The 25,730-nt window shown below is 35.6% G+C and carries 20 protein-coding genes and 1 pseudogene; 18 read left to right on the forward strand and 3 right to left on the reverse strand.

What is annotated here, in order from left to right; genetic code table 11:
• The 18 genes and pseudogenes from rfbG to EZ449_RS19410 all read left to right on the forward strand — a co-directional run bounded on the left by rfbG (window position 1) and on the right by EZ449_RS19410 (window position 22,767).
• Window positions 1–1,083, forward strand: coding sequence for a CDP-glucose 4,6-dehydratase (gene rfbG, locus EZ449_RS19325; RefSeq protein ID WP_131562008.1), 1,083 nt, complete (start codon window positions 1–3; stop codon window positions 1,081–1,083).
• Entirely contained in the window at window positions 1,083–2,126 is a 1,044-nt protein-coding gene (locus EZ449_RS19330; RefSeq protein ID WP_131562010.1) for an NAD-dependent epimerase/dehydratase family protein, read from the forward strand. Before rfbG ends, EZ449_RS19330 begins: the two co-directional genes overlap by 1 nt.
• Before the next feature lie 7 nt (window positions 2,127–2,133).
• Window positions 2,134–3,969, forward strand: a complete 1,836-nt coding sequence (locus EZ449_RS19335) for a thiamine pyrophosphate-binding protein (protein WP_131562012.1) — start codon at window positions 2,134–2,136, stop codon at window positions 3,967–3,969.
• Window positions 3,970–3,979: 10 nt separating this feature from the next.
• Complete coding sequence (locus tag EZ449_RS19340) at window positions 3,980–4,855, forward strand: acetaldehyde dehydrogenase (acetylating) (protein WP_131562014.1); 876 nt, start codon at window positions 3,980–3,982, stop codon at window positions 4,853–4,855.
• Between the two features lie 8 nt (window positions 4,856–4,863).
• A complete protein-coding gene (gene dmpG, locus EZ449_RS19345) occupies window positions 4,864–5,874 on the forward strand; it encodes a 4-hydroxy-2-oxovalerate aldolase (RefSeq protein ID WP_131562016.1) in 1,011 nt (336 codons plus the stop codon).
• Complete coding sequence (locus tag EZ449_RS19350) at window positions 5,874–6,926, forward strand: NAD-dependent epimerase/dehydratase family protein (protein ID WP_131562018.1); 1,053 nt, start codon at window positions 5,874–5,876, stop codon at window positions 6,924–6,926. The genes dmpG and EZ449_RS19350 overlap by 1 nt, the downstream gene beginning before the upstream one ends.
• A gap of 12 nt (window positions 6,927–6,938) precedes the next feature.
• Complete coding sequence (rfbH, locus tag EZ449_RS19355; protein WP_131562020.1) at window positions 6,939–8,240, forward strand: lipopolysaccharide biosynthesis protein RfbH; 1,302 nt, start codon at window positions 6,939–6,941, stop codon at window positions 8,238–8,240.
• Between the two features lie 11 nt (window positions 8,241–8,251).
• Window positions 8,252–9,601, forward strand: coding sequence for a lipopolysaccharide biosynthesis protein (locus tag EZ449_RS19360; protein WP_131562022.1), 1,350 nt, complete (start codon window positions 8,252–8,254; stop codon window positions 9,599–9,601).
• Entirely contained in the window at window positions 9,602–10,522 is a 921-nt protein-coding gene (locus tag EZ449_RS19365; RefSeq protein ID WP_131562024.1) for a glycosyltransferase family 2 protein, read from the forward strand. It begins immediately after the preceding gene.
• 441 nt (window positions 10,523–10,963) lie between these two features.
• Window positions 10,964–11,122: pseudogene (locus tag EZ449_RS23215) on the forward strand (DapH/DapD/GlmU-related protein); the annotation flags it as partial.
• 7 nt (window positions 11,123–11,129) lie between these two features.
• Window positions 11,130–12,302, forward strand: a complete 1,173-nt coding sequence (locus tag EZ449_RS19375) for a glycosyltransferase family 4 protein (RefSeq protein WP_131562026.1) — start codon at window positions 11,130–11,132, stop codon at window positions 12,300–12,302.
• A complete protein-coding gene (locus tag EZ449_RS19380; RefSeq protein ID WP_131562029.1) occupies window positions 12,299–13,495 on the forward strand; it encodes a hypothetical protein in 1,197 nt (398 codons plus the stop codon). Before EZ449_RS19375 ends, EZ449_RS19380 begins: the two co-directional genes overlap by 4 nt.
• A 23-nt stretch (window positions 13,496–13,518) precedes the next feature.
• Window positions 13,519–14,820, forward strand: a complete 1,302-nt coding sequence (locus tag EZ449_RS19385) for a right-handed parallel beta-helix repeat-containing protein (protein WP_131562031.1) — start codon at window positions 13,519–13,521, stop codon at window positions 14,818–14,820.
• Window positions 14,817–15,803, forward strand: a complete 987-nt coding sequence (locus tag EZ449_RS19390; RefSeq protein WP_131562033.1) for a glycosyltransferase family 4 protein — start codon at window positions 14,817–14,819, stop codon at window positions 15,801–15,803. The genes EZ449_RS19385 and EZ449_RS19390 overlap by 4 nt, the downstream gene beginning before the upstream one ends.
• 8 nt (window positions 15,804–15,811) lie before the next feature.
• Window positions 15,812–16,732, forward strand: a complete 921-nt coding sequence (locus EZ449_RS19395) for a glycosyltransferase (protein ID WP_131562132.1) — start codon at window positions 15,812–15,814, stop codon at window positions 16,730–16,732.
• A gap of 5 nt (window positions 16,733–16,737) precedes the next feature.
• Window positions 16,738–17,712, forward strand: a complete 975-nt coding sequence (locus EZ449_RS19400) for an NAD-dependent epimerase/dehydratase family protein (protein ID WP_131562035.1) — start codon at window positions 16,738–16,740, stop codon at window positions 17,710–17,712.
• A gap of 340 nt (window positions 17,713–18,052) precedes the next feature.
• Complete coding sequence (locus EZ449_RS19405; RefSeq protein WP_131562037.1) at window positions 18,053–19,444, forward strand: undecaprenyl-phosphate glucose phosphotransferase; 1,392 nt, start codon at window positions 18,053–18,055, stop codon at window positions 19,442–19,444.
• Between the two features lie 1,694 nt (window positions 19,445–21,138).
• Entirely contained in the window at window positions 21,139–22,767 is a 1,629-nt protein-coding gene (locus tag EZ449_RS19410) for a gliding motility protein RemB (RefSeq protein ID WP_131562039.1), read from the forward strand.
• A gap of 640 nt (window positions 22,768–23,407) precedes the next feature.
• Here the strand turns inward: EZ449_RS19410 and pssE are convergent.
• The 3 genes from pssE to EZ449_RS19425 all read right to left on the reverse strand — a co-directional run bounded on the left by pssE (window position 23,408) and on the right by EZ449_RS19425 (window position 25,384).
• The gene (pssE, locus tag EZ449_RS19415) at window positions 23,408–23,890 is read right to left on the reverse strand and encodes a PssE/Cps14G family polysaccharide biosynthesis glycosyltransferase (protein WP_131562041.1); all 483 of its coding nucleotides are present in this window, start codon (window positions 23,888–23,890) and stop codon (window positions 23,408–23,410) included.
• Window positions 23,890–24,366, reverse strand: coding sequence for a PssD/Cps14F family polysaccharide biosynthesis glycosyltransferase (pssD, locus tag EZ449_RS19420; protein ID WP_131562043.1), 477 nt, complete (start codon window positions 24,364–24,366; stop codon window positions 23,890–23,892). The genes pssE and pssD overlap by 1 nt, the downstream gene beginning before the upstream one ends.
• Window positions 24,367–24,589: 223 nt before the next feature.
• Window positions 24,590–25,384: a sensor histidine kinase gene (locus EZ449_RS19425; protein WP_131562045.1), complete on the reverse strand. Its 795-nt coding sequence runs from the start codon at window positions 25,382–25,384 to the stop codon at window positions 24,590–24,592.
• Window positions 25,385–25,730: the final 346 nt, after the last annotated feature.

A 25,730-nucleotide genomic window follows, 5' to 3' on the forward strand; every position in this document is an offset into this window, starting at 1 on the left:
ATGTTAAATAAGCTTAAACAAACATATTCTGGGAAGAAGATTTTTTTAACTGGTCATACGGGTTTCAAAGGGTCTTGGATGCTTAAAACACTTCATTTACTTGGAGCTGAGGTAAAGGGATATGCTCTTGAACCACAAACTCCTCATGATCTTTACCATCTGATTAATGGCGATCAAATTTGTGATTCAGTTATTGCAGATTTGCGTGATCGTGAAACCTTAAAAAACGCCCTATTGGATTTTCAACCCGATTTTGTTTTTCACTTGGCGGCTCAACCACTAGTAAGGTTATCTTATGAAATCCCATCTGAAACTTTTGAGGTTAATGCGATTGGCACAGCTAATTTGTTGGATGCTGTTAGGTTATTGGAAAAAAAGTGTTCAATTGTATTGATTACAACAGATAAGGTTTACCATAATAATGAGTGGGAATATCCTTATCGTGAAAATGATAGATTGGGTGGTTATGATCCATACAGCGCTAGTAAAGCTTGTACAGAATTGGTGATCGATTCCTATAAGAATTCATTTTTTAATAAGGAAAAAATAAGTGAACATCAAAAAGGAATAGCCATTGGAAGAGCAGGCAATGTTATAGGGGGTGGAGATTGGTCAAAAGATCGATTGATACCGGACATTGCAAAAGCTTTATCTAAAAATGAGGAAATTATCGTTCGAAATCCTAAATCTGTACGGCCTTGGCAGCATGTATTAGAACCAGTAATTGCTTATTTATTGTTGGGTATGAATCTGGATGTAGAACCAATTAAATTTGGTAAAGCTTATAACTTCGGGCCATATGCAACTGATGCTCTACCTGTAGAAAATATGCTAGGCTTAGCCATAAAATGTTGGGGATCTGGAAATTTTAAGGTAGAACAATCAAAAGATCAGCCACATGAGGCTGGTTTGTTGAAACTAGATATTAGTAAGGCAATTGCTGATCTAAAATGGCAGCCGAAATTAAATGCAGGCCTAGCGGTTCAAACTACCATTGATTGGTATAAAGCCTTTTCTGTAGATCCACATAATATGGATGAATTCACTGCTAAGCAGATTTTAAGTTATTTAAAATTGGCGTAATGATAAGCTATTTTGAAGATGATCTTTCTACCGTACTAAGTAATACTAAGGATTGCTGGGGTGAGTTTAGGGGTAAGACTTTATTTATAACAGGTGGTACTGGTTTTTTTGGAATATGGCTTCAAATGAGCTTTATTTACATCAATAGGGAACTGAATTTGAATGCTAAGCTTATTGTATTAACTAGAAATGAAGAAAGTTTCTTAAATAAATATGCTTGGCTAAAAGAGTATAAAGAGGTTACATTTTTAAAAGGGGATATTTTAGACTTTACTTTTATCGAGGAGAAGGTAGATTATATTATACACGCCGCTACAGAAGCAAGCGTTAAACTGAATTTAGAAGAGCCATTAACGATGTTCGAAACTGTTGTTAATGGAACAAAAAGGGTTTTAGAGTTTGCTAGAATTAAAAAAGTTAAATCTTTTTTATTAACTAGCTCTGGAGCGGTTTATGGAAAACAACCAGCAGATATCGAAAATATAAAAGAAGATTATCAAGGCGCCCCTAATCCCTCAGATGCAGCAGCGGTTTATGGCGAAGGCAAAAGGATGGCAGAAGTGTTGTGTGCTGTTTACCACAAACATTTCAATTTGCCTGTAAAAATTGCTAGATGTTATGCCTTTATTGGACCCTATTTGCCTTTAGATTCTCATTTTGCAGCAGGGAATTTTATTAGCAATGTAATTAAACAGGAAGACATAGTGATTCAAGGTGATGGTACACCTTTCAGATCTTATATGTATTCAGCAGATCTCGTAACATGGCTGTGGAAGATATTATTTAATGGTGAAGATAATAGGCCATACAACGTCGGTTCAGATCAGTCCATTTCTATAGCTGATTTGGCACAACTTATTGCTACAAGTGAAACTGAAATAAAAATAATGACACCTAAATCGAACCAACCTGTACTCAGGTATGTTCCAAATGTAGATAATGCGAAAAGAGAATTAGGGTTAAAAATTTATACAAATTTAGAATCCGCAGTATATAAAACCATTCGGTTTAATCAAAACACCTTAAATTTAAGCAAGAAATAAATATAGCATGAGTAACCTAATTAAAGTAAGTGATTTAATTGCAGATTTCTTGGCAGAAAAAGAAATCAAACATGTTTTTGGAATAATTGGAGCAGGTAATGCTCATATTTTTGATTCTATACACAAAAAAGGATATACAGAAATAATTTGTGTTCATCATGAGCAGGCTGCTTGTATGGCGATGCAGACTTACTATAGAACCTCGGGTAAGGTAACAGCTGCTTTACTAACGACTGGGGCAGGCTCTACGAATGGAGTTACCGGAGTAGTTAGTGCCTGGGCGGACTCAATTCCAGGTATTATTATATCCGGAAATGAACATTCAAAATATGTTGACATACATAAAAATTTAAGAATGTGGGGTGTGCAGGGATATGATAGTCCTGCTATGGTAGAGAAAGTAACCAAATATTCCAAACAGGTTTTAGAAACAGAAAATGTTAAATATGAATTGGATAAGGCATATTCAATTGCAACCCATGGCCGCCCTGGTCCCTGTTGGATTGATGTGCCGATGAATATCCAATCTGCTAATATTGAATTATCAGAAATAAATGATTTCAAACAAAGTGAGTTGGCTGAACTCCACCTAGACACTCCTGAACAACTAGAAGCTTCAGTGGAAAAGTTGACTAGTGCTTTAAAAAATGCCAAAAGACCTGTGTTTTGGTTAGGACATGGGATAAAACTAGCTGGAGCAGATCATTTGATACAAAGGCTAATTGAAAAATATCAAGTGCCATCACTTGTTACTTGGGCAGGAATTGATATGATAGATTCATATCATCCCTTAGTCTATGGCAGAGCTGGTACCTATGGACAGAGATGCGGTAATTTTGTAGTGCAGAACTGTGATTTGTTGATCTGCATTGGAACACGCATGGCGATTTCTCAAATTGGTTATGAAATTAATGAGCTGGCTAGAGAAGCGGATATTGCTGTTGTAGATATCGATAAATACGAATTGGAAAAATACACAGATCGTTACAAATATTCAATAAATGCAGATGCCAAAGATTTTATAACTGAACTATTGGCTCAACCTCTTGAGGGTGAATCTAAAAATGTTGAATGGGTTGCACAGTGTGATGCTTATAGGGTGAATTATCCATGGGTAAACGAAAATGATCATCCTGATCAAGATGGTTTCATTAATTCCTATCCTTTCATGGAAAAATTGAATAAACACTTTAAACCTGATCAGCATGTAACAACTGACATGGGTACAGCGTTATTAAGTGGACATCAGGTATTGAAGTTTACAAAGGGGCAAAGATTGATGACTTCAACGGGCTTAGGTGAAATGGGGTATGGTTTACCTGCTGCAATCGGCGTATCTATTGCAAGAAATAAAGGGGAGGTAATATGTTTAAACTGCGATGGGGGAATGATGATGAATTTGCAAGAACTGCAAACCATGGTACATTACAAGCTTCCAATTAAATTATTCATATTCAACAACGATGGTTATCTGATGATCAAACATACACAAAATGCTCTTTTCAATGGTAGAAGGGCAGGAGTGGATAGTAAATCTGGTGTTACCTGCCCAGATTTTAGCGCCTTGGCAAATGCTTTTGGTATCCCTGCATTTCAGATTAAAACGTGGGAAGATTTTGATCGGGTTATTCCACAAGTACAAGAATTGGAAGGACCAGTGATCTGTGAGGTGTTTATGCACCCAAATCAATTATTTGTACCAAAATTATCGCTATCAATTCAAAAGGATGGTACTTTAATATCGCCACCTTTAGAAGATCTGTCTCCATTATTATCAAGAGCAGAACTTAAGGCTAATATGGTTGCTGGCTTACATGCTAAGTCTGCAATGATGGATAATTAATGAAATTGATATGAAAAAATTAAGAGTAGCAATATTAGGTAGTGGAAATATCGGTACTGACCTATTGATAAAAATACAACGATCTGAACTTCTGGAATGTGTTCTATTCATTGGAAGAAATTTATCCTCTCCTGGTATGGCCAAAGCCATAGCGCTAGGGGTGAAGGTTTCTGATGAAAGTATCCATGCCATTGAAAAAGACCCGGATGCTGTTGATCTTGTTTTTGATGCAACTTCCGCCAAAGATGCTGCTCATCACTGGAGTATCTTAGACAAATTAGGTAAAATTGTGGTAGACATGACGCCTGCTAAGTTAGGTGGTTTATGTATTCCTGCAGTGAATCTTGATGAAGCGGTTAAACAGCGGAATGTTAATATGATTACTTGTGGTGGCCAGGCATCAATACCAATGGCTTATGTAATTGGAAAGACTCAAAAAGATGTGAAATATATTGAAGTGGTATCAAGTATTGCTTCAAGAAGTGCTGGTCCTGCAACTCGCTTAAATTTGGATGAATATGTTGATACCACAGAAATGGGCTTAAGCATATTCTCTAAAGTAGAAAAGACAAAAGCGATTTTAAACTTAAACCCTGCAGATCCATGTATTGATATGCAAACTACAATTTTTGCTCAAGTTGAAAATCCAGACATGGATGCCTTGAAAATTGAAGTTGATCTAATGATTGAATCAATTAGAGGGTATGTTCCAGGGTATAGTCTATTGGTTGCGCCAATTTATGAAAATGGTAGAATCGTGATTATGGTAAAAGCGCAAGGCTTAGGAGATTACCTACCTAAATACGCGGGTAATTTAGATATTATTAATTGTGCTGCGATTGCAGTTGCGGAACAATATTCAAAAGTTCAAAATCAGATTAATTAATCATTAAAATGTTAAAACATATTCTAATCACTGATTCGACCTTAAGAGATGGGAACCATGCTGTTGCTCATCAATTGAATGCGCATCAAATAGCTGTTTATGCAGAAGCTGCCGATAAAGCAGGCGTACCTATTGTAGAAGTTGGGCATGGTAACGGTCTTGGTGCATCTTCTATGCAAGTGGGTTTATCTTTGGTAGATGATGTAACCATGTTGGAGACAGCAAGGAAGCATTTGTCAAAAAGTAAGCTTGGCATACACGTTATCCCAGGTTTTGCCACAATTAAAAGAGATTTAATAAGGGCTTTGGATATTGGCGTTGATGTAGTAAGGGTTGCTTCGCATTGTACTGAAGCGGACATCACGCAGCGACACCTGGGTTTTGTAAGAGAACGAGGTAAAGAGGCTTATGGCGTATTGATGATGAGCCACATGGCATCAGCATCTGTTTTAGTAGAGGAAGCCCAAAAAATGGAACTTTATGGAGCTGAAGGCATTATTATAATGGATTCAGCAGGTGCGTATCTACCGAGCGATGTTGAAGAAAAAATTACAGCGCTTGTAAATGGATTAAAGGTTCCTGTAGGATTTCATGCCCATAACAATTTGGGCATGGCCATAGCCAACTCGATGACCGCAATAGCATCAGGCGCTAAATTACTTGATGCAACTGCTCGGGGTTTTGGAGCAGGTGCTGGTAATGCTCAAATCGAAGTTTTAATTGCTGTTCTGGAGAGGACAGGCTACATTACTGGTATTGATTTCTATGGCATTTTGGATGCCTCTGATCTTGCAGAAAAAGAAGTAATGCCAGTTGTACCCACTATTAAATCAGAAAGTATCGTTAGCGGGCTATCAGGTGTTTTTTCTGGGTTTGCTAAACATGTTACGCGTATATCGAAAGAATACGGAGTTGATCAAAGAGATGTATATCGGGAGCTTGGAAAAAGAAAAGTAGTAGGTGGACAAGAAGATATTATTATAGAGGTTGTGATGGATTTAGTTAAAAACAGGAAATAATGAGCGATGCAATTAAACACTTAATTACAGAAGACTGTAAAAAGTCATGTAATGATATTTCTATTTTTAGCGAATTAGCTAACCAGGTTATCCTTGTTACTGGCGGAACTGGTTTCATGGGAAAATGGATTGCTGAAATCGTATCATTTTTAAACGAAACGGAAAATTTAAATATTTCCTTGTATTTATTGGCAAGAGATACCGAAAAATTTAAAGATGAAGTACCGCATTTGGCAGCCAAGCAATTTATAAAACTCATTAATCAAGATGTTAGGAATCTACATGATTTGCCAGAAGAGGTCAATCATATTATTCATGCAGCAGGAACGCCTGACAATAGAGATCACGTGTCACAGCCACTTAGAACATTAGAAACTTTTTACAAGGGCACTAATAACGTGCTTGATGCTGCAACAAGATTGCCAGCATTAAGAAAAATTCTACATGTCAGTTCTCATACAGTTTACGGTAAAAATACCGATGAGGCGTATATAAAGGAAACTTATCTTGGCACGCTCGAGGTAAATAATGTGAACCATATATATGGAGAATCTAAAATTGTGGCAGAGACCCTTTGTTCTATTTTTAGAAACCAGTTCAAATTACCCATTACCATATTAAGGCCCTTTGCTTTTATTGGCCCTTACCATGACCTTGAAAAACCGTGGGCAATCAATAATTTTATACGTGATGGAATATTAGGCGGGCCGATCCGAATTTTGGGTAACGGCAGTACCATCAGGAGTTATCTTTATGCAAGCGACATGGCTGTTTGGGTTTTAAAAGCATTAGTAAACGGACAGGTAGGAGATGTTTATAATTTGGGCAGTAATGTGCCAATTTCCTTAAATGACTTAGCCACGAAAATACAAACCTCCATCAATCCAAACATTGAGATTTTGTCTAAATCTTCAAAGGAGAATTATTCTAATGTTTCAAGGTTAGTACCTGAAACCTCGAAAACGATAAAGGCTTTAGATGTGCAAGAAACCCACACTCTCGATGATGCAATAAGTAGGACCATTGTTTGGAATCAATTAAATAAGAAGTAACAAAACATAATAATGAATTTTAATAATATCACCCCGGAATTGAAGACCTTGTTGCAAGCAAGTATTCAAAAAAATATTAATAAGCCAATCATTGCAGGTGAAAACTACATTCCAGTTACTGGAAAAGTAATCGATGAAGAAGATGTACTGCTTGGCGTGGATGCTACTTTAGATGCATGGCTAACCGCAGGAAGATTTGCAAGTCAATTTGAGCATGAATTTGCACAATACTTCGGAGCCACTAAAGCCCTTTTGGTAAATTCTGGTTCATCTGCAAATCTTGTGGCTTTTTATGCGCTTACTTCTCCAAAATTAGGGGATAGGGCCATCAAGCCTGGTGATGAGGTGATCACAGTGGCTGCTGGTTTCCCCACAACAGTAAATCCAATAGTACAATTCGGTGCAATACCTGTATTTGTAGATGTGGATATTGCAACACACAATGTATTAGCTGAAGACATAGAGAAAGCAGTGTCTCCAAAAACAAAGGCCATTATGATTGCCCATTCATTGGGAAACCCATTTGATTTGGATGAGGTAATGCGTGTGGCTAAAAAATATAACCTTTGGGTTGTTGAAGATGATTGCGATTCTTTAGGCGCGACCTATAAAGGAAAGAAGACAGGTACATTCGGAGATATTTCTACATTTTCATTCTATCCTGCTCATCACATGACAATGGGCGAAGGCGGTGCAGTAGTTGTGAATAATCCTGAATTAGCAAAAATCGCGGAAAGTTTTAGAGATTGGGGTAGGGATTGTTATTGTTTGCCAGGGAAAGATGACACCTGCGGATGTCGTTTTGGGCAACAATTGGGATCATTACCTTATGGGTACGACCATAAATACACTTATTCCCATATCGGCTTCAATTTAAAAGTAACAGATATGCAGGCTGCATTTGGCGTATCACAATTTAAAAAATTAGATTACTTTATCCAAAGAAGACGTGAAAACTATGCGGCTTTGTATTCGAGAATGAAAGAATTAGAGGAGATTTTTATACTTCCAGAAGCCACTCCAAATTCTGATCCATCATGGTTCGGATTTTTATTGACGTTGCGTGAAGGTGATTCCAACGATCGCCACATGCTCGTACAACATTTAGAAGAGAAAAAAATTGGAACTCGCTTACTATTTGCTGGTAACTTATTAAGACAACCGGCTTATGCAAATATTGAGCACCGGAAAATTGGGGATCTTAAAAATACAGATATCATTATGAATCAATCATTCTGGCTAGGCGTGTGGCCTGGCCTAAATGAGAGCCACTATGATTATATGCTTGAAGTTATTAAAAACTATATAAAGTAGTGAACTATTTTATGAAGATGAAAGAGTTGGTCATATCCAAAGTAGGGATTGATAGAGCCATCGCATACACAATATTCAGTCGGATTATCCAAGCTGGTGGAGGAGTTTTTTCTGTAGTATTTATTGCTAAATTCTTGAGTGCTACAGAACAAGGGTATTATTATACTTTTTCTAGCATCATTGCTCTTCAGATTTTTTTTGAGCTTGGTCTTTCAAGTATTATTACTCAATATGCCAGTCATGAATTTGCACACCTATCAATAAGTGAGGGAAAAATAATTGGCGATGTGGAACATCTTTCGAGGTTATCATCTCTATTGCGATTTTCCTTAAAATGGTTTTCTTTGATCTCGTTAGGTTTATTTTCAGTTCTTTTATTTTGTGGCACCTACTTTTTTGATTCTTTTAATAACAATGAAAACGTCAATTGGCAAGCCCCTTGGATGATCTTATGTATTGCCACTGCTATTAATTTAATTGTTGATCCAATACTTGCTTTCTTGGATGGAATTGGATTCATTGGCGACATGTCCAGGACCCGCTTGATACAAAAAACTATTAATATAGTTTTGCTATTTATTCTATTATTTGGCGGGTTCGGACTTTATTCTGCTGCGATAGCATCCCTCGTAGCTATTACTTTCAATGCATTTCAAATAATATTTTCTAGTAAACTTTCTCTATTAAGAAAGCTTTGGCATTCGCTAGATAAAGCAGTCATCAAATATTCTACCGAAATCTTTCCATACCAATGGAAAGTGGCGATAAGTTGGATAAGTGGTTACTTTATTTTTTATTTTTTTAATCCAGTTTTATTTGCCACGGAGGGACCTGTAGTTGCTGGTCAAATGGGCATGACATTAGCTGTTTTAGCAGGGATCTCTTCAATTTCAATGAGTTGGATAAACACGAAAGTGCCACTATTTTCAACTTTGATCGCCAAGAAGCAGTTTAATGAGTTAGACTCAGTTTTCAAAAGTGTTTTAGTACAGCTTTCAACTATAAACCTCTTAGGTTTGGTTGCGTTCATTTTTGGTATAGTCATGTTAAGCAATTTTGGAAATAGCTATTCCATTAGATTTCTTCCCATCACGGCAACTATATTATTATCTCTCGTAACTTTTATTAATCAATTCATTGGCTCTTGGGCTACATACTTACGTTGTTTTAAAAAAGAACCATTTTTGGTGGCATCAGTTGTTGTCGCCGCATTGTGCGTAGCCTCGACGCTTGTTTTCGGCAAAATTTTTGGAGCTTGGGGAATGGTAGTTGGTTACACTTCAATCGTTGTCGTAGTAAGCTTGCCATGGGCATATATTATATTCAAAAACAAGTCGGTAGAATTTAAAATCAATAACTAAATGACTTTTAAACCTGAAGATATTACCATCGCGATTCCTGTATTTGAAAGATACGATTTTTTCGAAGATGCTGTCAATAGTGCAATATATCAAACTGTTGCTTGCAATATAATAATCGTTGATAATTGTTCTACCCATACTCTCTTTGAAGATTTTGTCGAACGCCAGAATCTACCTAATTTAAAATATTACAAGAACTCCACAAACCTTGGCGCAATCGGTAATTGGAATAAATGTATTGACTTAAGTGCGACTAATTGGGTAACTATACTTCATTCTGATGATACGCTTTCGAAAGTTTATATTGAAATGATGCTTGAAGTTATCAATGACAATGTAAGTGAAGTCGCAATTCTTTGCAAAGATGAGGCAGGTAAAAAACCAACGCTAATTTTAGATGGCGCGGAAAAGATTCGGTATCGAGGGCATTTAACTCCTATTCATTTTTTGTTTGGAAATCTTGCAGGATTTCCCGGTAATATCTTTAACAAAGATAGGATACAAAATATAAGATTTAGAAATTTACAAGGAGCTTCAGATTATGCATTTTGGTACGAACTTTCTTTAAAAAGGCCATTACTTCAAATTGATAATATTTTAGCCTTTTACAGGCAATCGAATGATCAAGACTCAGCATCAATGGACATCGAGGAAATTGTAATCAAACCTGCTTATATATTGCGTAAGGAAGAAATTGGCTTTAGAAATAAGTATCTCAAACTTTTGTCGATGTATGAACTCTATAAGTTAAATCAACATTATGTTGATACATATGGGAGGAAAAAAAATGACATCAATAATTTCTCTGTTGATGATATTAATGTCTACTTTAATTTTTTTAACAAAAAGATTTCCAAGATAATAATCCAGCCCTCGTTAAGAGTATTAATTTTTCTTACCAAGAAAATGTTTAATTTTTGATATATGGTTAAAAAAAAACATGCAATCAATTTAATTTGGTCATTATTGCTAGGGTTCATAAAATACCTGTTCAAGAGATGGAGGAATATATTTTCGAATCTTTATTTACAAAGTATATTTGATTGCACGATAGCTGAAACTGTTATCATAGAATATAATGAACTTGCTTCCTTAAAAATTGGGCGCTCTGTTAACATTGGTGCCAATACTGTTATTTATTGTACTAATGAAGATGCCAAAGATGGGCAATGTTCGTCAATTGAAATTGGATATAAAACATATATTGGCGAGATGAATAATATTCGTGCAGCAGGTGGTAAAATTTTAATTGGGGAAAAATGTTTAATTGCTCAGAATGTTAATCTTATCGGCAGCAATCATTCAATAGCAAAAGAACACAATATATTAGATCAGTCTTGGGACGATTCAAAACTGAACGTTATTATCGGCAACGATGTTTGGATCGGTTGCGGTGCTACTATACTACCTGGTGTTAAGATAGGAAATGGTGCAATTATCGCTGCAGGTTCTGTCGTTGTGCGTGATGTTGAAGAGTATGCAATTCATGGTGGCATCCCAGCAAAGTTCATAAAATTCAGAAGCTGAAATGAGGAAAAAAAAAGTGCTTTATGTTTTCGGTGGCGAATTTGCTTCAGGAGGAGAGTATGTGATTGAACGTTTAATGATCAATAATCAAGATGTAGAACCCACTCTTTTTATTGCGCCAGGTGCCTATTCTAATAGTCTCAAACAAAAATATAGTTTTGAGATTGTGGAATTGAATGCACTGAAAAAATTGAACAGATCTAGGGTAAACATTTTTCTTTTTTGTATGAGAGCAATATTTAATTATCTCATAGTTTCTAAAAAAGTTTTGTCTTACTCCTTTAGTAACGAAATTTCAATTGTACATGCTAACACCCTTGGGCCGGCATCATACTTACTTCCTGCAATTCTACTATCAAAATTATTTCGATTTAAAATATTCTGGTTGTGGTCTGATCATGACTTAATCCATCATTCGGCATTGGATAAGTTTTTACTTAAATTGTGTAGCAAATTTTATAATCTTACGCTGGTTGTTTCATATGCTGTCAAATCTAAATACAGTCCTAGTAATGATAAGGTAAAGGTCTTATATAATGGCTTAGATACTCGTAATTTTAAGCGTGACGATATAGCTAGGGAACGACTTAGGGATCTTTACTCTTTAGAAAAGGATTGTTTAGTTATTGGTATAGCGGGGTTTATCGCTCCAAGAAAAGGTCAAATACAATTAATAGAAGCAATTCAATCTCTTAATCTTTCCTCTTTGAGGCTAAAATTACTTATAACTGGTTTGCCTTTGGATGCAAACTCCTCATATTATAACGAATTTTTAGCTAAAGTAAACCAAAATAGTAACACTATTTATGTTGGCTCGAGTGAAGATATGGTTGCTTTTTATAATTGCTGCGATGTAGTTGTTAACAACAGTAGTATTAATGGAAGTGAACCTCTAGGTACAACTATTTATGAAGGCATGGCGTGTGAAAGAATTGTCGTTGCTGCAAGCGTAGGTGGAACACCAGAAATTATCTCTGACGGTATTGATGGATTCCTTTATCATGCAGAAAATATGACAATATTTCTTTCAATTGTAAATACCATACTTGACAGGAACTCTGATTTTAATATTATAAAAAATAATGCTAGACGAAAAGTGATTGAAAAATTTGATGTGAATGTTATGTCTAAATCTTATAATATTATCTTAAATCAATTAATCCAAAAACAATGATTGATGTAATCCTTATCATTGGTATATCATTTGTTATCCATATTGGATTTTATTTTTATGCCGTAAAAAAAGAGAAAAATTACATAAATGTTTTTTTTCCTTTTATGCTAAGCGTTATTCCAGTTAATTTTATTTTTGAACCACTTTGGTTATATTACTATGGCACTGCTGGTACTACATATGCGTATTTTTATGTATATTTTTGTAGCAATGTAACAATCAGTACTATGGTTTGGGCTTACATAAAATTTCCAAAAGGAATTATAATAGACTTACCATTCTCTCGTGTTTTACCAAAGGCCCGTCTACTCAGCTATTTCTTGATTATAGTCGCATCATTAGTGTATCTTCCTGTACTACTTGAATTCAAAGAATTTATTTTTGAGCCAAGGGAAATATACACCAGAACTAGAACAGGCTATGGGCTGTATTTCTTTGTTTCATCGTTCCTCGCAATGATTGGCTTTGTATTACTGTTATTTTCAAAGAACTTAACAAGATCTAACATCATTATAGTAACTATTTTTGAAGCGGTCTTTCTTTTCTTACATGGAAGTAAAGGTCAAGTGTTGATTTTGCTGTTAATACTTGCAATTTTTTTTACATATGTTAAAGATTGGAAAGTCAATGTAAAAAAAATGGTAGTTATGTTAGTTTCTGCCGGGGGATTAGTGGTAACTTTATTTATATTAACGACATCATATGAATATGATAATATTTTTAAAGTAATGCTGGGATATTCAGATTACAATCGAAATGCGATGATCGTTGTGGACAGGGATGATTCAAATTATCATGGACAAATAACTTATGAGTCTAATTTTTATTCACGGATACCACGGGCATTAATGCCTGACAAGCCAAAAGATTATGGGGTTTTTAAGTTAGCGAAAAAATATTTTCCAGAGTGGTATTATGCAGATACTGGTTCGCCTGCATTTGGATATGGCATTCAATACGCTGATTTTGGTATATTTGCTTTATTTTATTTGGCATTTTGGGGATGTTTGACTGGCGCTTTGTTAAAGATTTTTATAAATCGGCTACAGAAATTTAAGACACCTGGTGATTTTATAGTTGTGTTATTTCTGTGTGGGATCGTTCTTATTCCATTAGGGGATGGATATTTATTGCCAGAGCACCTACTGACAGCCCTTATTATTAACATGCTATTGAGTCTGAAATTTAAGTAGTCTTCAACAAATAATTTAATTATATGTATAATGCTTTTAGGTATTGTCTCATAATTCTTCTAAGTTTTTCAAACATTCTTAATTGTGAGCTAGCGCCTGAAAAAGATTTTGTTAATGTTAGGTCATATGGTGCAAAAGGTAATGCCTTAATTGATGATTATTTAGCGATACAACGAGCTATAAATACTGGTAAAAAGGTTTATTTTCCGAAAGGTAGATATAAAGTATCTAAAACAATAAGATATAAGGGGCGGATTTATTTGTATGGAGAAGGAATAGATTCTGTCATTATGGGAGATGGATTAGTTCTATCAATCTCTAACGGTAGTTATTCACAAATTAAAAATATTTCGTTCGAGAACATTAAAATACCAACCTTGCTTATCAGAAATGTGAGTAATTTACATAGTTTTGTAATTAAAGCTGCTTATAGTGGAAAAGGTTATCAGCCTACAATTAATGATCTTGATGCTTGGGATAGATTAGATTCATCGATTAAAAACCAAAAAATTGGACCGCATATATTTTTTGAAAAAGACTCTAAAAGAATTGTTATTAGCAATATTAATGGAAAATTTTTATCAATTCAAATAAATAATTCATGCGATTCTAAAATCCAAAATTGTATAATCAGGGGGAACAATAATGTGTTTGGTGCGATAGTGTTTTGTAACCTTGGCAATTATGGTTTGAGAAATGTTTCCGAAAACAATATTGTTGAAAATTCAAGTTATTCTGGAATAGTTTTTATTGGCAATAAGGCGGGGCTTATTAAAGCTAATCAATCGAATATGAATGGTGAATCAGGTATCAAATTGTATCAGAATACGTTGGATGGATTCGACGCTAGTTGCTATGGAATGACGATTGTAAATAACACATGCAATTACAACTTCTATGATGGATTTGATTTGCAAAGTAATTATCCTAGAAACGGCAAGGGTAAAATTTTCCATATAGTAAAAAAAAATTCAGCAAATTTTAATTTCCGTACTGGTTATATAACTGAAGGTATAGGTTTGCGATTTGAATTTAATTCAGCAAAAGGAAATTTTGACTCAGGTTTAAATGCTTTTAATAGTCAATCTTATTTTAGAAGTAATTATTTTAAGAATAATAATAGATCAAATACTACCATAGGTGTTCATCAAATGGCATTTAATATAGGTGAAAAGAACGTTATTGAAAATAATTACATTGAGCAGATATCTAAAGTAGGCTATTCTATTTATGATGAATCAGGTAAAAGTGTTATAAGAAATAATAGAATACCAAATGGTACAGCTTTCTCTGGTGGTAAAGTTATTAATCAAAAAAAGGAATGAATATATTAGCTGATAGTAGGTGGATGGGAAACACTGGTATAGGACGTGTTTACGCAGAACTAATAAGTAGGGTTCCAGAGGAATTAAGCATTGTAGGTATAGATAATAGCTTCCCACTTGGAAACCCTTTAAGTCCGATGTTTTTAACAAGGGAAATTGCATCTCGTAGTAAATTAGATGCCTTTTATTCCCCTTCATACATGCCACCTCTTTATAGTAAGGTGCCATTTGTTATAACGATTCATGATTTAAATCACCTTTATTTCTATAGTGCTTTTCATAAGTTTTATTTAAAAAATATTATTGGTTCATTAGCGAAGAAAGCAAGCAAGGTAATTACGGTCTCAAATTTCACAAAAAGGGAATTAGTTGAAAAGTTAGAACTAGATGCTAATAAAATTGAAGTAATTTATAATGGTGTTGATGGTGCATTTATTAATAATCAAGAAAGTTATAATTTAGCAAAGCCATATTTTTTATATGTGGGTAATAGACGTTCTTATAAAAACCTTGTAAGGACCATAGAGGCTTTCGCTATTGCAAAAATATCGAATGACTTTATATTTGCCATAACTGGCACGGAAGATTTGCTTTTAAAAGAGACTATAAATAGACTAGGCTTAGAAAAGCGGGTGGTTTTCCTCGGTTTTATATCAGAAGCTGATTTACCCAAGCTTTATAGGGGTGCTTATGCTTTATTGTTTGTTTCCTTGATGGAGGGTTTTGGTCTTCCAATATTGGAATCAATGGCATCTGGAACACCAGTGCTTACTTCAAATGTGTCGTCATTGCCTGAAATCGGTGGTGATGCGGTATTGGTAGTTGATCCATATTCCGTTAGTGAAATTGTGAGTGGGATTGAAACATTAGTAGATAAAGGCGATTTATATTTTAAGCTTGTACAAAAAGGCTATGAAAGAGTTAAGACGTTTGATTGGGCTGTAACTGCAAATAAAACATGGAATGTTATTAAAAATCAATAAGTTTGAAAATGTTTAAATTGGCAATTTTAATACCAACTTTGAATGCAGGTTCTACCTGGGCAAGTTTGTTAAAAAGTATTAGTGAACAAGATTATGCGGCATCACGGAAAATCATCCTTGATTCTGGTTCTTCAGATGATACTGTTGCGCTAGCAATAACGAATGGTTTCGAAGTGTTAAATATTCATAAAAAGGATTTTGATCATGGATATGCAAGGCAGGTTTTAGCGGATGCCGCAGATGACTGTGAAATCTTAGTTTACTTAACACAAGATTGCATCATTGCAACCAGCTCATCTCTTAAAAACTTGGTTAATTCTTTCTTCAATAAACATATTGGTCTTGCTTATGGTAGGCAGTTGCCTCATAAAGGCGCTACAGTATTGGAAACACATGCGAGACTATTTAACTATACCGATCAATCACGAGTTAAGCTGTTAAGCGATAAAGATGAGCTGGGAATTAAAACGGCATCTTGTTCAAATTCTTATGCTGCTTACCGAAGAGAGGCATTATACTCAGTAGGTGGCTTTCCCAGTCACACTATTTTTGCCGAAGATGTAATTGTTGGCGGTCAAATGCTATTAAAGGATTGGCAAATTGCCTATGTTGCTGAGGCTGAAGCTTATCATTCTCATGATTATAAAGTTTCAGAAGAATTCAAACGATATTTTGATATCGGTGTTTTTCATTCAACAAATCAGTGGTTGTTAAATGAGTTTGGAACTGCTGGAGGAGAAGGGTTAAAATATCTAAAATCGGAATTGAAATATGTGCTGAAACATAATGCATTAGTACTTCCTAAAATGATAATGTCTATTGGCGCCAAGTTTATAGGATATAAATTGGGTATGATGCATAAAAAACTATCGCCCAAACAAAGAAAAAGTTTTTCTATGCACAAAAGTTATTGGGACAAAAATAAATAAAATATATGAATCATTTAATATTTGGTGGAGCTGGCTTTATTGGTACTCATTTAAAACGATATATAAAGGACACATTATTACTTTCTGATGTAGTTTATAGTTATGACATCAAAAAAAAGGTTAGTGAAGATTTCACAGTAATTGATATACGCCAACCAATAGTATTGGCCCTACCAAAATTAGAAGATAGCGTAATTTATAATTTAGCCGCGGTACATACCACACCTGGTCATCCCGATCACGAATATTTTGAGGCTAATATTTTTGGCGCACAAAATGTATGTGATTTTGCTCGTAAGCATCACATTAAAACCATAGTTTTTACCAGCTCAATAGCACCTTATGGCGCATCAGAAGATTTTAAGACTGAAGAGACTTTGCCAATGCCCAATACACCTTATGGAATTTCGAAGTTAACGGCAGAATACATACACAAGTTATGGCAATCGGAAGATCCTCTAAATAGGAAATTAGTAATTGTTCGTCCGGGTGTAGTGTTCGGAAAACAAGAAGGGGGCAATTTTACGCGGTTATACAATTCGATGGCTAAAGGTTTCTTTTTTTACCCAGGTAGAAAAGATACCATAAAGGCAAGTGTGTATGTGAAAGATGTAGCAAGGATTTTGTATGAGGCAGGGCAGAAGGAATTGCCTGGACTCGTAACTTACAACCTAACCTATTTTCCCGCACCTACCATTGAGGAAATTTGCGTAACCATGGCAGAAGCGACCCACATTAAGCCGCCAAAGGTTTTAATTCCAGGCTGGGCCTTAAAATCAGCTGCGGGGTCTGCTTATTTTGGTGCAAGGGTATTAGGAAAAAATATTAGTGGCATCCATCCTGATCGGGTAAAAAAATTGATGATCTCGACTAATATTTCAGGTGAAAAATTGAGCTTATCCCCATATAAACTGCAATTTACTTTAAAAGATGCATTAAAAGATTGGTATTTGGATTGTGACACAAAAGGGTTATATTAGAATTGCTTTCAAAAGAAAAAAGCAATGATATCACTCTCTTACAATGAAGTTGGAACTTTTTCGAAATAGAGTTAGAGAAATTTAAAGTATTTTGGGCTTAAATTTATGTAAGCCTTTTTTGTGTCTATAAATTTATTACTGTCATCTACTAATTGTTAGTAAAACCATACTAAATTTAAGTTTATCGATTTATAGAATTATATTGAGCACTGGTTAGCAATTTTTATTTCGATAATGTTTCCTTAACTTTGAAATAACATTTTGGGCACTAATTTTGTGCATGGAGTGTGGTCTTTAAACAAAAGAATTTAAAAAAGTTCATGCCGCCCATTATAAGCCTATGCAAACACGTTACTTATTCATCCTAAAATATATCTTACCCATTACTGACCTGATCATGGTCAATATTGTGTACTTCTTCGCCTACGAATTTACAGCATATATGGGTAGGACTGTAAGTTTAGAATTACAATGGCATTACATTGTAGTCTGTAATTTGATTTGGATTGTAAGTACCACCTCTTTCAGTCTATATACAGAATATGGCTCTCGTAGAATTGAGCGAATTTATAGAGGTACTTGGAAAAGTGTGGTATTGCATGGTGTATTATTTGCAATTTATCTTTTCTTCTCTAAACAAAATGAATTCTCGAGATCTTTCTTGGTAATTTTTTATGGCATGCTGGCCATTCTATTTTTGGTGAATCGCTTTATTGGTACTTCATTTCAGTTCCTATTGTTTAATCATCTAAGGGGAGTGAAGTCGGTAGCCATTATGGGCAATAATCCAACTGGTTTACAATTGGCTACTTATTTTGAGAAACAACGGTACATAGAGTTCCATGGTTTTATTAATGATGTACCCCAAGATTATTTAGACCGCAATGGGCAGATTGCTGACGCAGTTGGACATCAATTTAAATTGGCAGTTGATAAAGGCATCAAAGACATTTATGTGACCATTGCACCGGAGCGCATGGCGGATATGACGCTTTTGACTGAAGAGGCAGAGCGACAGTGTGTAAGGTTAAAATTTATACCTGATATCAGTGGCGCATTATTGTCACCTTATACGGTAAGTTATTTAGGAAATGAATTTCCGGTAATATCTCTTAGATCAGAACCACTAGAAAAGATTAATAACCGTTTTAAAAAACGTGCGCTCGATGTGGTTTTTAGTGGTTTGGTGATTCTTTTTGTGTTAAGCTGGTTGTATCCAATTATCGCGATTCTAATCAAGATGCAAAGTAAAGGGCCCGTATTGTTCAAACAATTGAGAAGCGGGCGTGATGATGAACCTTTTTGGTGTTTTAAATTTAGGAGTATGCGCATGAATGCCGATAGTGATAAAAAACAGGCAAGCAAGGGCGATTCCCGCATTACACCAATTGGTCAGTTTTTACGCAAATCGAGCTTAGATGAATTGCCGCAGTTTTTTAATGTATTTATGGGGCACATGAGCGTTGTTGGGCCTAGGCCACACATGTTAATCCATACCGAACAATATAAAGGCATTGTAGATCAGTTTATGGTACGCCACTTTTTAAAGCCTGGGATTACCGGTTGGGCGCAAGTAAATGGCTTTAGAGGGGAAACTAAGGAAGATTACAAAATGGTTAAACGGGTAGAGTATGATATTTGGTATTTAGAGCATTGGACAGCGATGTTGGATGTGAAGATCATTTTTATGACGGTGATTAATATGGTGAAGGGTGAAGAGAACGCTTTTTAATAACAATTGAATATTTAGTATAATGCTCTTAGTTGGGCTTTTTTTAGGGCTCAATATTTTTCGGCTCTAGGGTTTCGAAAGTTATCTGTTATAAGCCTTTCTCTTTAAGGATAACTTGTGCCGATTTTACATCGGCAAAGATGCCGATAGGCGGATTGAGGTTTTGATTCGTTCTGATTTGCCCTAGTTTGTAAAAAGTGGTTTTTTTGTTGCGAAAAGGATGTTTTGTAGCGGCTCATTGCCGCCGGGCTAGTCCTTTTTCCTTGATGAAAAAGGGACCAAAAAATCAAGGCTTGGATCTTTTGTTGCATAAAGCTAGCGTAATCCTTTTTGCGGCAATTTGATGCCTGGACACGCTCAGTCTCTGCGGCTGCAAAATTTCCTTGGTCTATAGAAACTTGAAAGCTAGTGGATTTATTCCACTGCTTTCTACTGCCAAAATCTCCTTGGCCTGATAGCATGGTGGCTATAGCGAGGAGCCCGGTTACAAGTTCAATTTCTGCACTCGGCTTTTACAAATGTTTGTCACAAGCCTTTCTCTTTAAGGATAACTTGTGCCGATTTTACATCGGCAAAGGTGGCGATAGGCGGATAGAGGTTTTCCAAGACGCTCTATCTTGCCTCGGCTAGCCGCCGGTAGGCTTTTACTTTTTTTTCAGTTGTGTTTATGTTAAAGTTGGTCTTCAAGCTTGCTTCGCAGGTTGCTTGAGGAAAAAAGTAACAAAAAAACCGAGACCGATATTTCAATCGGGAGAGCTCATGAATGCCATTAAAACAACAAAAACTAATGAATAATCAGGCTTGGATCTTTTGTTGCATAACGCTAGGGGAATCCTTATTGCGGCAATTTGAGGTCAGGCCAAATCTCAGGCTCCTACGGCTACAATTTTCCTTGGTCTTTAGAAACTTGAAAGCTAATGGTTGGATTCCACTGCTTTCTACTGCCAAAATCTCCTAGGCCGGATAGCAGGGCGGCTATAGCAAATGAGCTCGGTTACAAATTTAATTTCTACACCATGCTTTTACAAATGTTTGTTACACCCCTTTCTTTGTAAGGATAAAAGTGCCGATAGGCGGATAGAGGTTTCTCTAGACGCTCAACCTGACCTCGGCTAGCCGCCGATGAGCTTTTACTTTTTTTTCAGTTGTGTTATATTAAAGTTGGTCTTCAAGCTGGCTTCGCAGGTCGCTTGATCAAAAAAGTAACAAAGAAAGCAAGGCTTAGACTAAATCTTGAATAAGCCTATCGAAGCTTTCTACGGCAACACAAGGCCCGATAAAAAATTGGGAAAATACGTACTGCCGCTATTTCGTTTAAAAGGGAAGTATCTTGAAAAGCTTATGGTGGTTCTTCGGCGATCATCCCCTAGGCCGGATAGCAAGATGACTATAGCGTGGAGCCTAGATACAAGTTTAATTTCTGCACTATGCTTTTATTAATTCTTGTTACAATCCTTTCTCTTTAAGGATAATCTTTGCCGATTTTACATCGGCAAAGGTGCAGGTAGGCGGATAGAGGTTACCTAGCACAAAGCAATAAGATTCCCTCCTGCGAGGGAATGACGATTGGTGGAGGCAATTCGTACTAAAGGTTAAATGGCCAAGTGTTACAGCACTTTACACTATTTCCCCATACCTTAGCGTTTTAAATATAATTTACGTTCTTTTGTAAGAATTTACGTCACATGTCCTATATGAAAAAACTAATACTCTTTCTTTTTTTAGTGGTCGCAATAACAAAGTTGAATGCCCAGGCGGTTTATCAACCTTATTCTTATCATTTCTATCAAAAACTAAGTGGAGAAATCTATAATCCCAATACTCGTTTTCACAGTTCTTTAAAGCCATTCTTTATAGATGACAGCTTAATCGTGAATAAGAGTGATAGTTTGTTAAATATGGGTGCAGACTCTAGTCGCAAATCATGGGGTGCAAGGAAACTATTTCAAGAGCATTTACTGGATGTAAGAAAGGATGATTTTACCGTGTATGCTGATTTTCTTCCTGATTTTCAGATTGGAAGAGATTTTACAGGAAAGAAGAATACCTATTTGAATACCCGCGGTTATCAAATTGGGGGTACCGTTGGTAAGAAATTCTCTTTTTATACAAGTGGTTATGAGAATCAAGGTCGTTTTGCAGATTACTACAGAAATTATATAGACAATACGGGAATTGTACCCGGTCAGTCTTACAATAGAATTGGTGGAAAATATGGGCAAGGTTATAATCCCGACATTAGCCCACTAACTGCAGATTGGTCTTACGTCACAGCGACTATCTCTTATACTCCAATAAAGTATCTAAACGTTACTGCCGGTTATGATAAAACTTTTATCGGGGATGGTTATCGTTCGATGTTATTGTCAGACTTTTCATCACCAGCGCCCTTTTTGAGGTTGACAGGAAATTTAGGGAATGTTCAATATATGGCCATGTGGACGATGATGGAAGATCCGGGTGCAAACAAGTTATCTTATGACGCAGGTTTTAGAAAAAAGGGCGGCGTTTTTCATTATCTAGATTGGAATGTGAATAACCGTTTGTCCATAGGTTTTTTTGATTCAATAATTTGGTCGCAATTCGATGATGCGGGTAATAGAAGAGGCTTTGATTGGGGTTATGCCAGTCCAATTATCTTTTTGCGTCCTGTTGAAGCTTCAAGTGGTTCTCCGGATAATGCCCTTTTGGGTTTTACAGGAAAATATAAATTCACCAAAGAACTAGTGGCTTATGGTCAATTCTCTTTAGATGAGTTTCAGGCAAAAGAATTTTTTTCTTCGCAAGGAAGCTCCCGAAACAAATATGGTTGGCAATTGGGGGTGAGGGGTGCTGATGTATTTAAGGTTGAGGGTTTGAACTATTTGTTGGAATATAATACCGCAAAACCTTATACCTATTCGTCAAGAACTCGTATTGGAAACTATGCCAATTATAATGAGCCCTTGGCGCATCCATTTGGTGCAAACTTCCGTGAGGTGGTTGGTTTGATAAACTATACATATAAACGTTTTGATTTCAGTGGAGAGTTATTGTATTCGAAATATGGATTGGATGTAGCAGGCCAAAACTATGGTAAGAATATATTCGAGCCTTATACGGATGCGGTAAAACCTGATGGTAACTTTACCACTCAGGGAATTAGAACCGATCTGGTTTATTTAGAGGGTAAGGTTGCTTATGTGATCAATCCGAAATATAATTTACGTTTGGAGTTGGGTGGAATTGTAAGAAGAGAAAGCAATACTTTGGGAACGAATAATTCCGGTCTGATTACATTCGGACTACGCAGTTCATTTAGAAATTTATATTCAGATTTTTAGTCGATTAAAAGATTTTTGAAGTTCAATTGTGTAAACAGTTGGGCTTTTTTATTGATAGATAAATGCGGGCTGGCCAATCGCCTGTTTAGATTTCATGGTTGTTGTTATTTAGATGTTTGGTTTTCTAGATATGGTTGACGAGCCACCGACCATGGGTATAGCGCCCTGGTCTAAAAGTATTAATTTCTGCACCATGTTTCTATGAATGTTACAAATGTTTTTTTAAGGATAACTTGTTCCGATTTTATATCTGTAAAACTGGCGATAGGCGGATAGAGGGTAATGCGAAAACGGTAGAGATGATGGATAAATTGTTTAATGTTTTATAGAGACCCCAACAATGGATGCATTAAAATGCGAAATTGTATTGTAATCAATTCTGTTCTAACATGGATTGTAACCCTGTTAGCCTTGGGCTTTTCTAAGCGTGGTTTAGGGTAATTTATTCTTAGACCTAGTTTTAACCCAGGGATAAATTGTTTAACGAGTAACCAACCATGGATTTCGTGCCGATAGGCAGATGGCGGTTACATAATTAAGCCCCAGTTAATTCAATAACGAGGGCTTTTTCTATTTGGTTAGAATAAATAATATGGGTAAAATAAATTACCGGGAAGAATAAATTATCAAATAGGTAAGATTAAGAGATCTGTTCGATGTAACTGATCAGGTATTGCTCTAAGTCTTGTTTGTTCGAGGCGTATGGAACTGGTGTAAAGCTTTTTGCCCGTTCCACCAATTCATTGAAGTTATCGTGCTCGTTCCAGGGAATGAGGTAATTGTGCTTAGCAAATTCTTCCAGGATATCGAGTTGATGATCATCAACATGCTCATGGTATTTATATAAACGTGGTATAGCGATTACCTTTTTCTTCATTTTAAAGGCTTTCAATATCGAGCCCACACCTGCATGAGTAACAATAATTTCCGCATCTTGATAGAGGTTATTTAATTCATCTGAATCTATAAATGTTCTGATGTTGAGTACATCAGATTTGAATGCCGTATGGCCAGCCTGTACAATTACCGCCTGATCATATTGATAGTCTATCGCAGCCTTTTCAATTGCAAACAAAGGCCTTGAAAAGTTAATTTTGAATGTTCCGAGTAAGACTAAAATCATTAGAATAAACTCCCCCTGTAGATCGATTTGTTATATAAACGCTGTGCAGATTCCCATTGCACTAAAAATAAGTTGGCAAATGGGTATATAAATGTAGCCGACTTCGCTTTTGAATTCACCCTTGCATAAGATAGAATGTATACCACCTTTATCCTTAGCATGTAAGCCAGCACGCACATTGGAAAAGCTGTGTGACTCCCAGTTGTGATGATAATGGTTGGCCTAAACTTCCATAAAATAGGAATGGAAAGATAGAAATTAAGCAGTATATTAATATAGTATGAAAACCCCCGGCCTTCCATATCTGGCTTGAGGTATTTCATGTTGTATTTATGCCCTAAAGACCTAGTGGTTTCCACGTCTTCTGTTACAATAAGGTGCTCATACTTTTCCCTAAGTTCTTTCATTTCTAGAACTTCAGCCAAATGCCCACCGGCAGAACTGATAAATAGGATGCGTTTGTTTGTCTTCTTCATTTTTTGAACGTTAAAAATGATTTGCAATAGCTAATGGTTGTAAGCGATTACAATAACGAATATCTGAATAAAGTTGAGCTAGGGCAATAGCCCTTTTACACTACAAACCTGTATAATTGTGTATAAATCGAGGTTTGCAGCGCCTGAATTAAGATCAGTAAATAGAAAAATGATGGAAAAGGTTATTGTTATGGATTGCGTTTAGGGTGATCTTTTGATGTGCTTAGTCTTTAAGGTTTCCGAGTGGAATGGTTAAGGTTACTCGGGTGCCATTATGATTTTCAATCAGTAGATCGCCATTAATTCGTTTGGCCCTCATTCGTAAATTGTCTAAGCCCATCCCTGTCTTTTTTATTAATTTTTCATCGAAACCTATTCCGTTGTCGGAAAAAGAAATGGTCATACAGTCATTTTCAAAAGAAACCAACAGGGTAACTTCTGTAGCTTTTGCGTGTTTTAGGGCGTTATGTGCAATTTCCTTTAATAATAAATAGCATTCTTTCTTGAAATCGCTACTTATTTCATGTTTTTGGATAAAAATTGGAATATTAGAGGTTAATTTTATGTTAGAATGTTGTAAAAGTTGTGTTAATTGTTCCTCAATATGGTAAATTAATTGCTCTAAACTATTTTTTTCTGAGTTTGTGGTCCAAATAATATCATTTATTTTCTCTGAAATTGCTTTAATCATGAGATTTAATTGTGATAATTCTGAAATATCCTGCCTTTTTTCTGTAATTAATTCTGCAAAAAGTTTGATAGCAGTAAGGCCCGATCCTACTTCATCATGTATTTCTGAACTAATGCGTTGTCTTTCTAGTTCTACAAGTTGTGCGTTCGCATTCAATTGGACGATTTGTTTGCTGGCAATGATCAGTCTTTTATATAAAAAAGCAATCAAAATTAAACTTAAGAGCAATAAACCAATACTAATTTTTGCAAGCATAAAGTTAGATTGATCATCGAGTTTGATGGCGCTAATGTGAAAAGTAGATGGGAGAGACGTTAAGTTTTTCATAGGGATGGCAATTTTGTTTGTATCCTATTTAATACCGATGTATTAAAATGTATTGTAATGTTATACTACTCATTTTTAATTTATTTATGTAGTATTTGATCGCTTCATATTGCCCTCCAATATACACTAACTATGTGATTTAAAAGGTCATGCAAAAATTTTTTATCTGATAAATTTCAATATATATTTGCAGCAGATCAAATAATCGTCCCAGAATTATTTATTCAATTGTTTTAGTTTTTGCAGGATTCCAGAATTGCAAACCGATTTAAAGATATAAAATTGGTTGACATTTCGGAATAATTTTTCTCCTCTTCGGAAGAGACTTTGATACTTGTAATTATAA

The organism is Pedobacter frigidisoli, from assembly GCF_004331675.1.
GTDB classification, from domain to species: domain Bacteria; phylum Bacteroidota; class Bacteroidia; order Sphingobacteriales; family Sphingobacteriaceae; genus Pedobacter; species Pedobacter frigidisoli.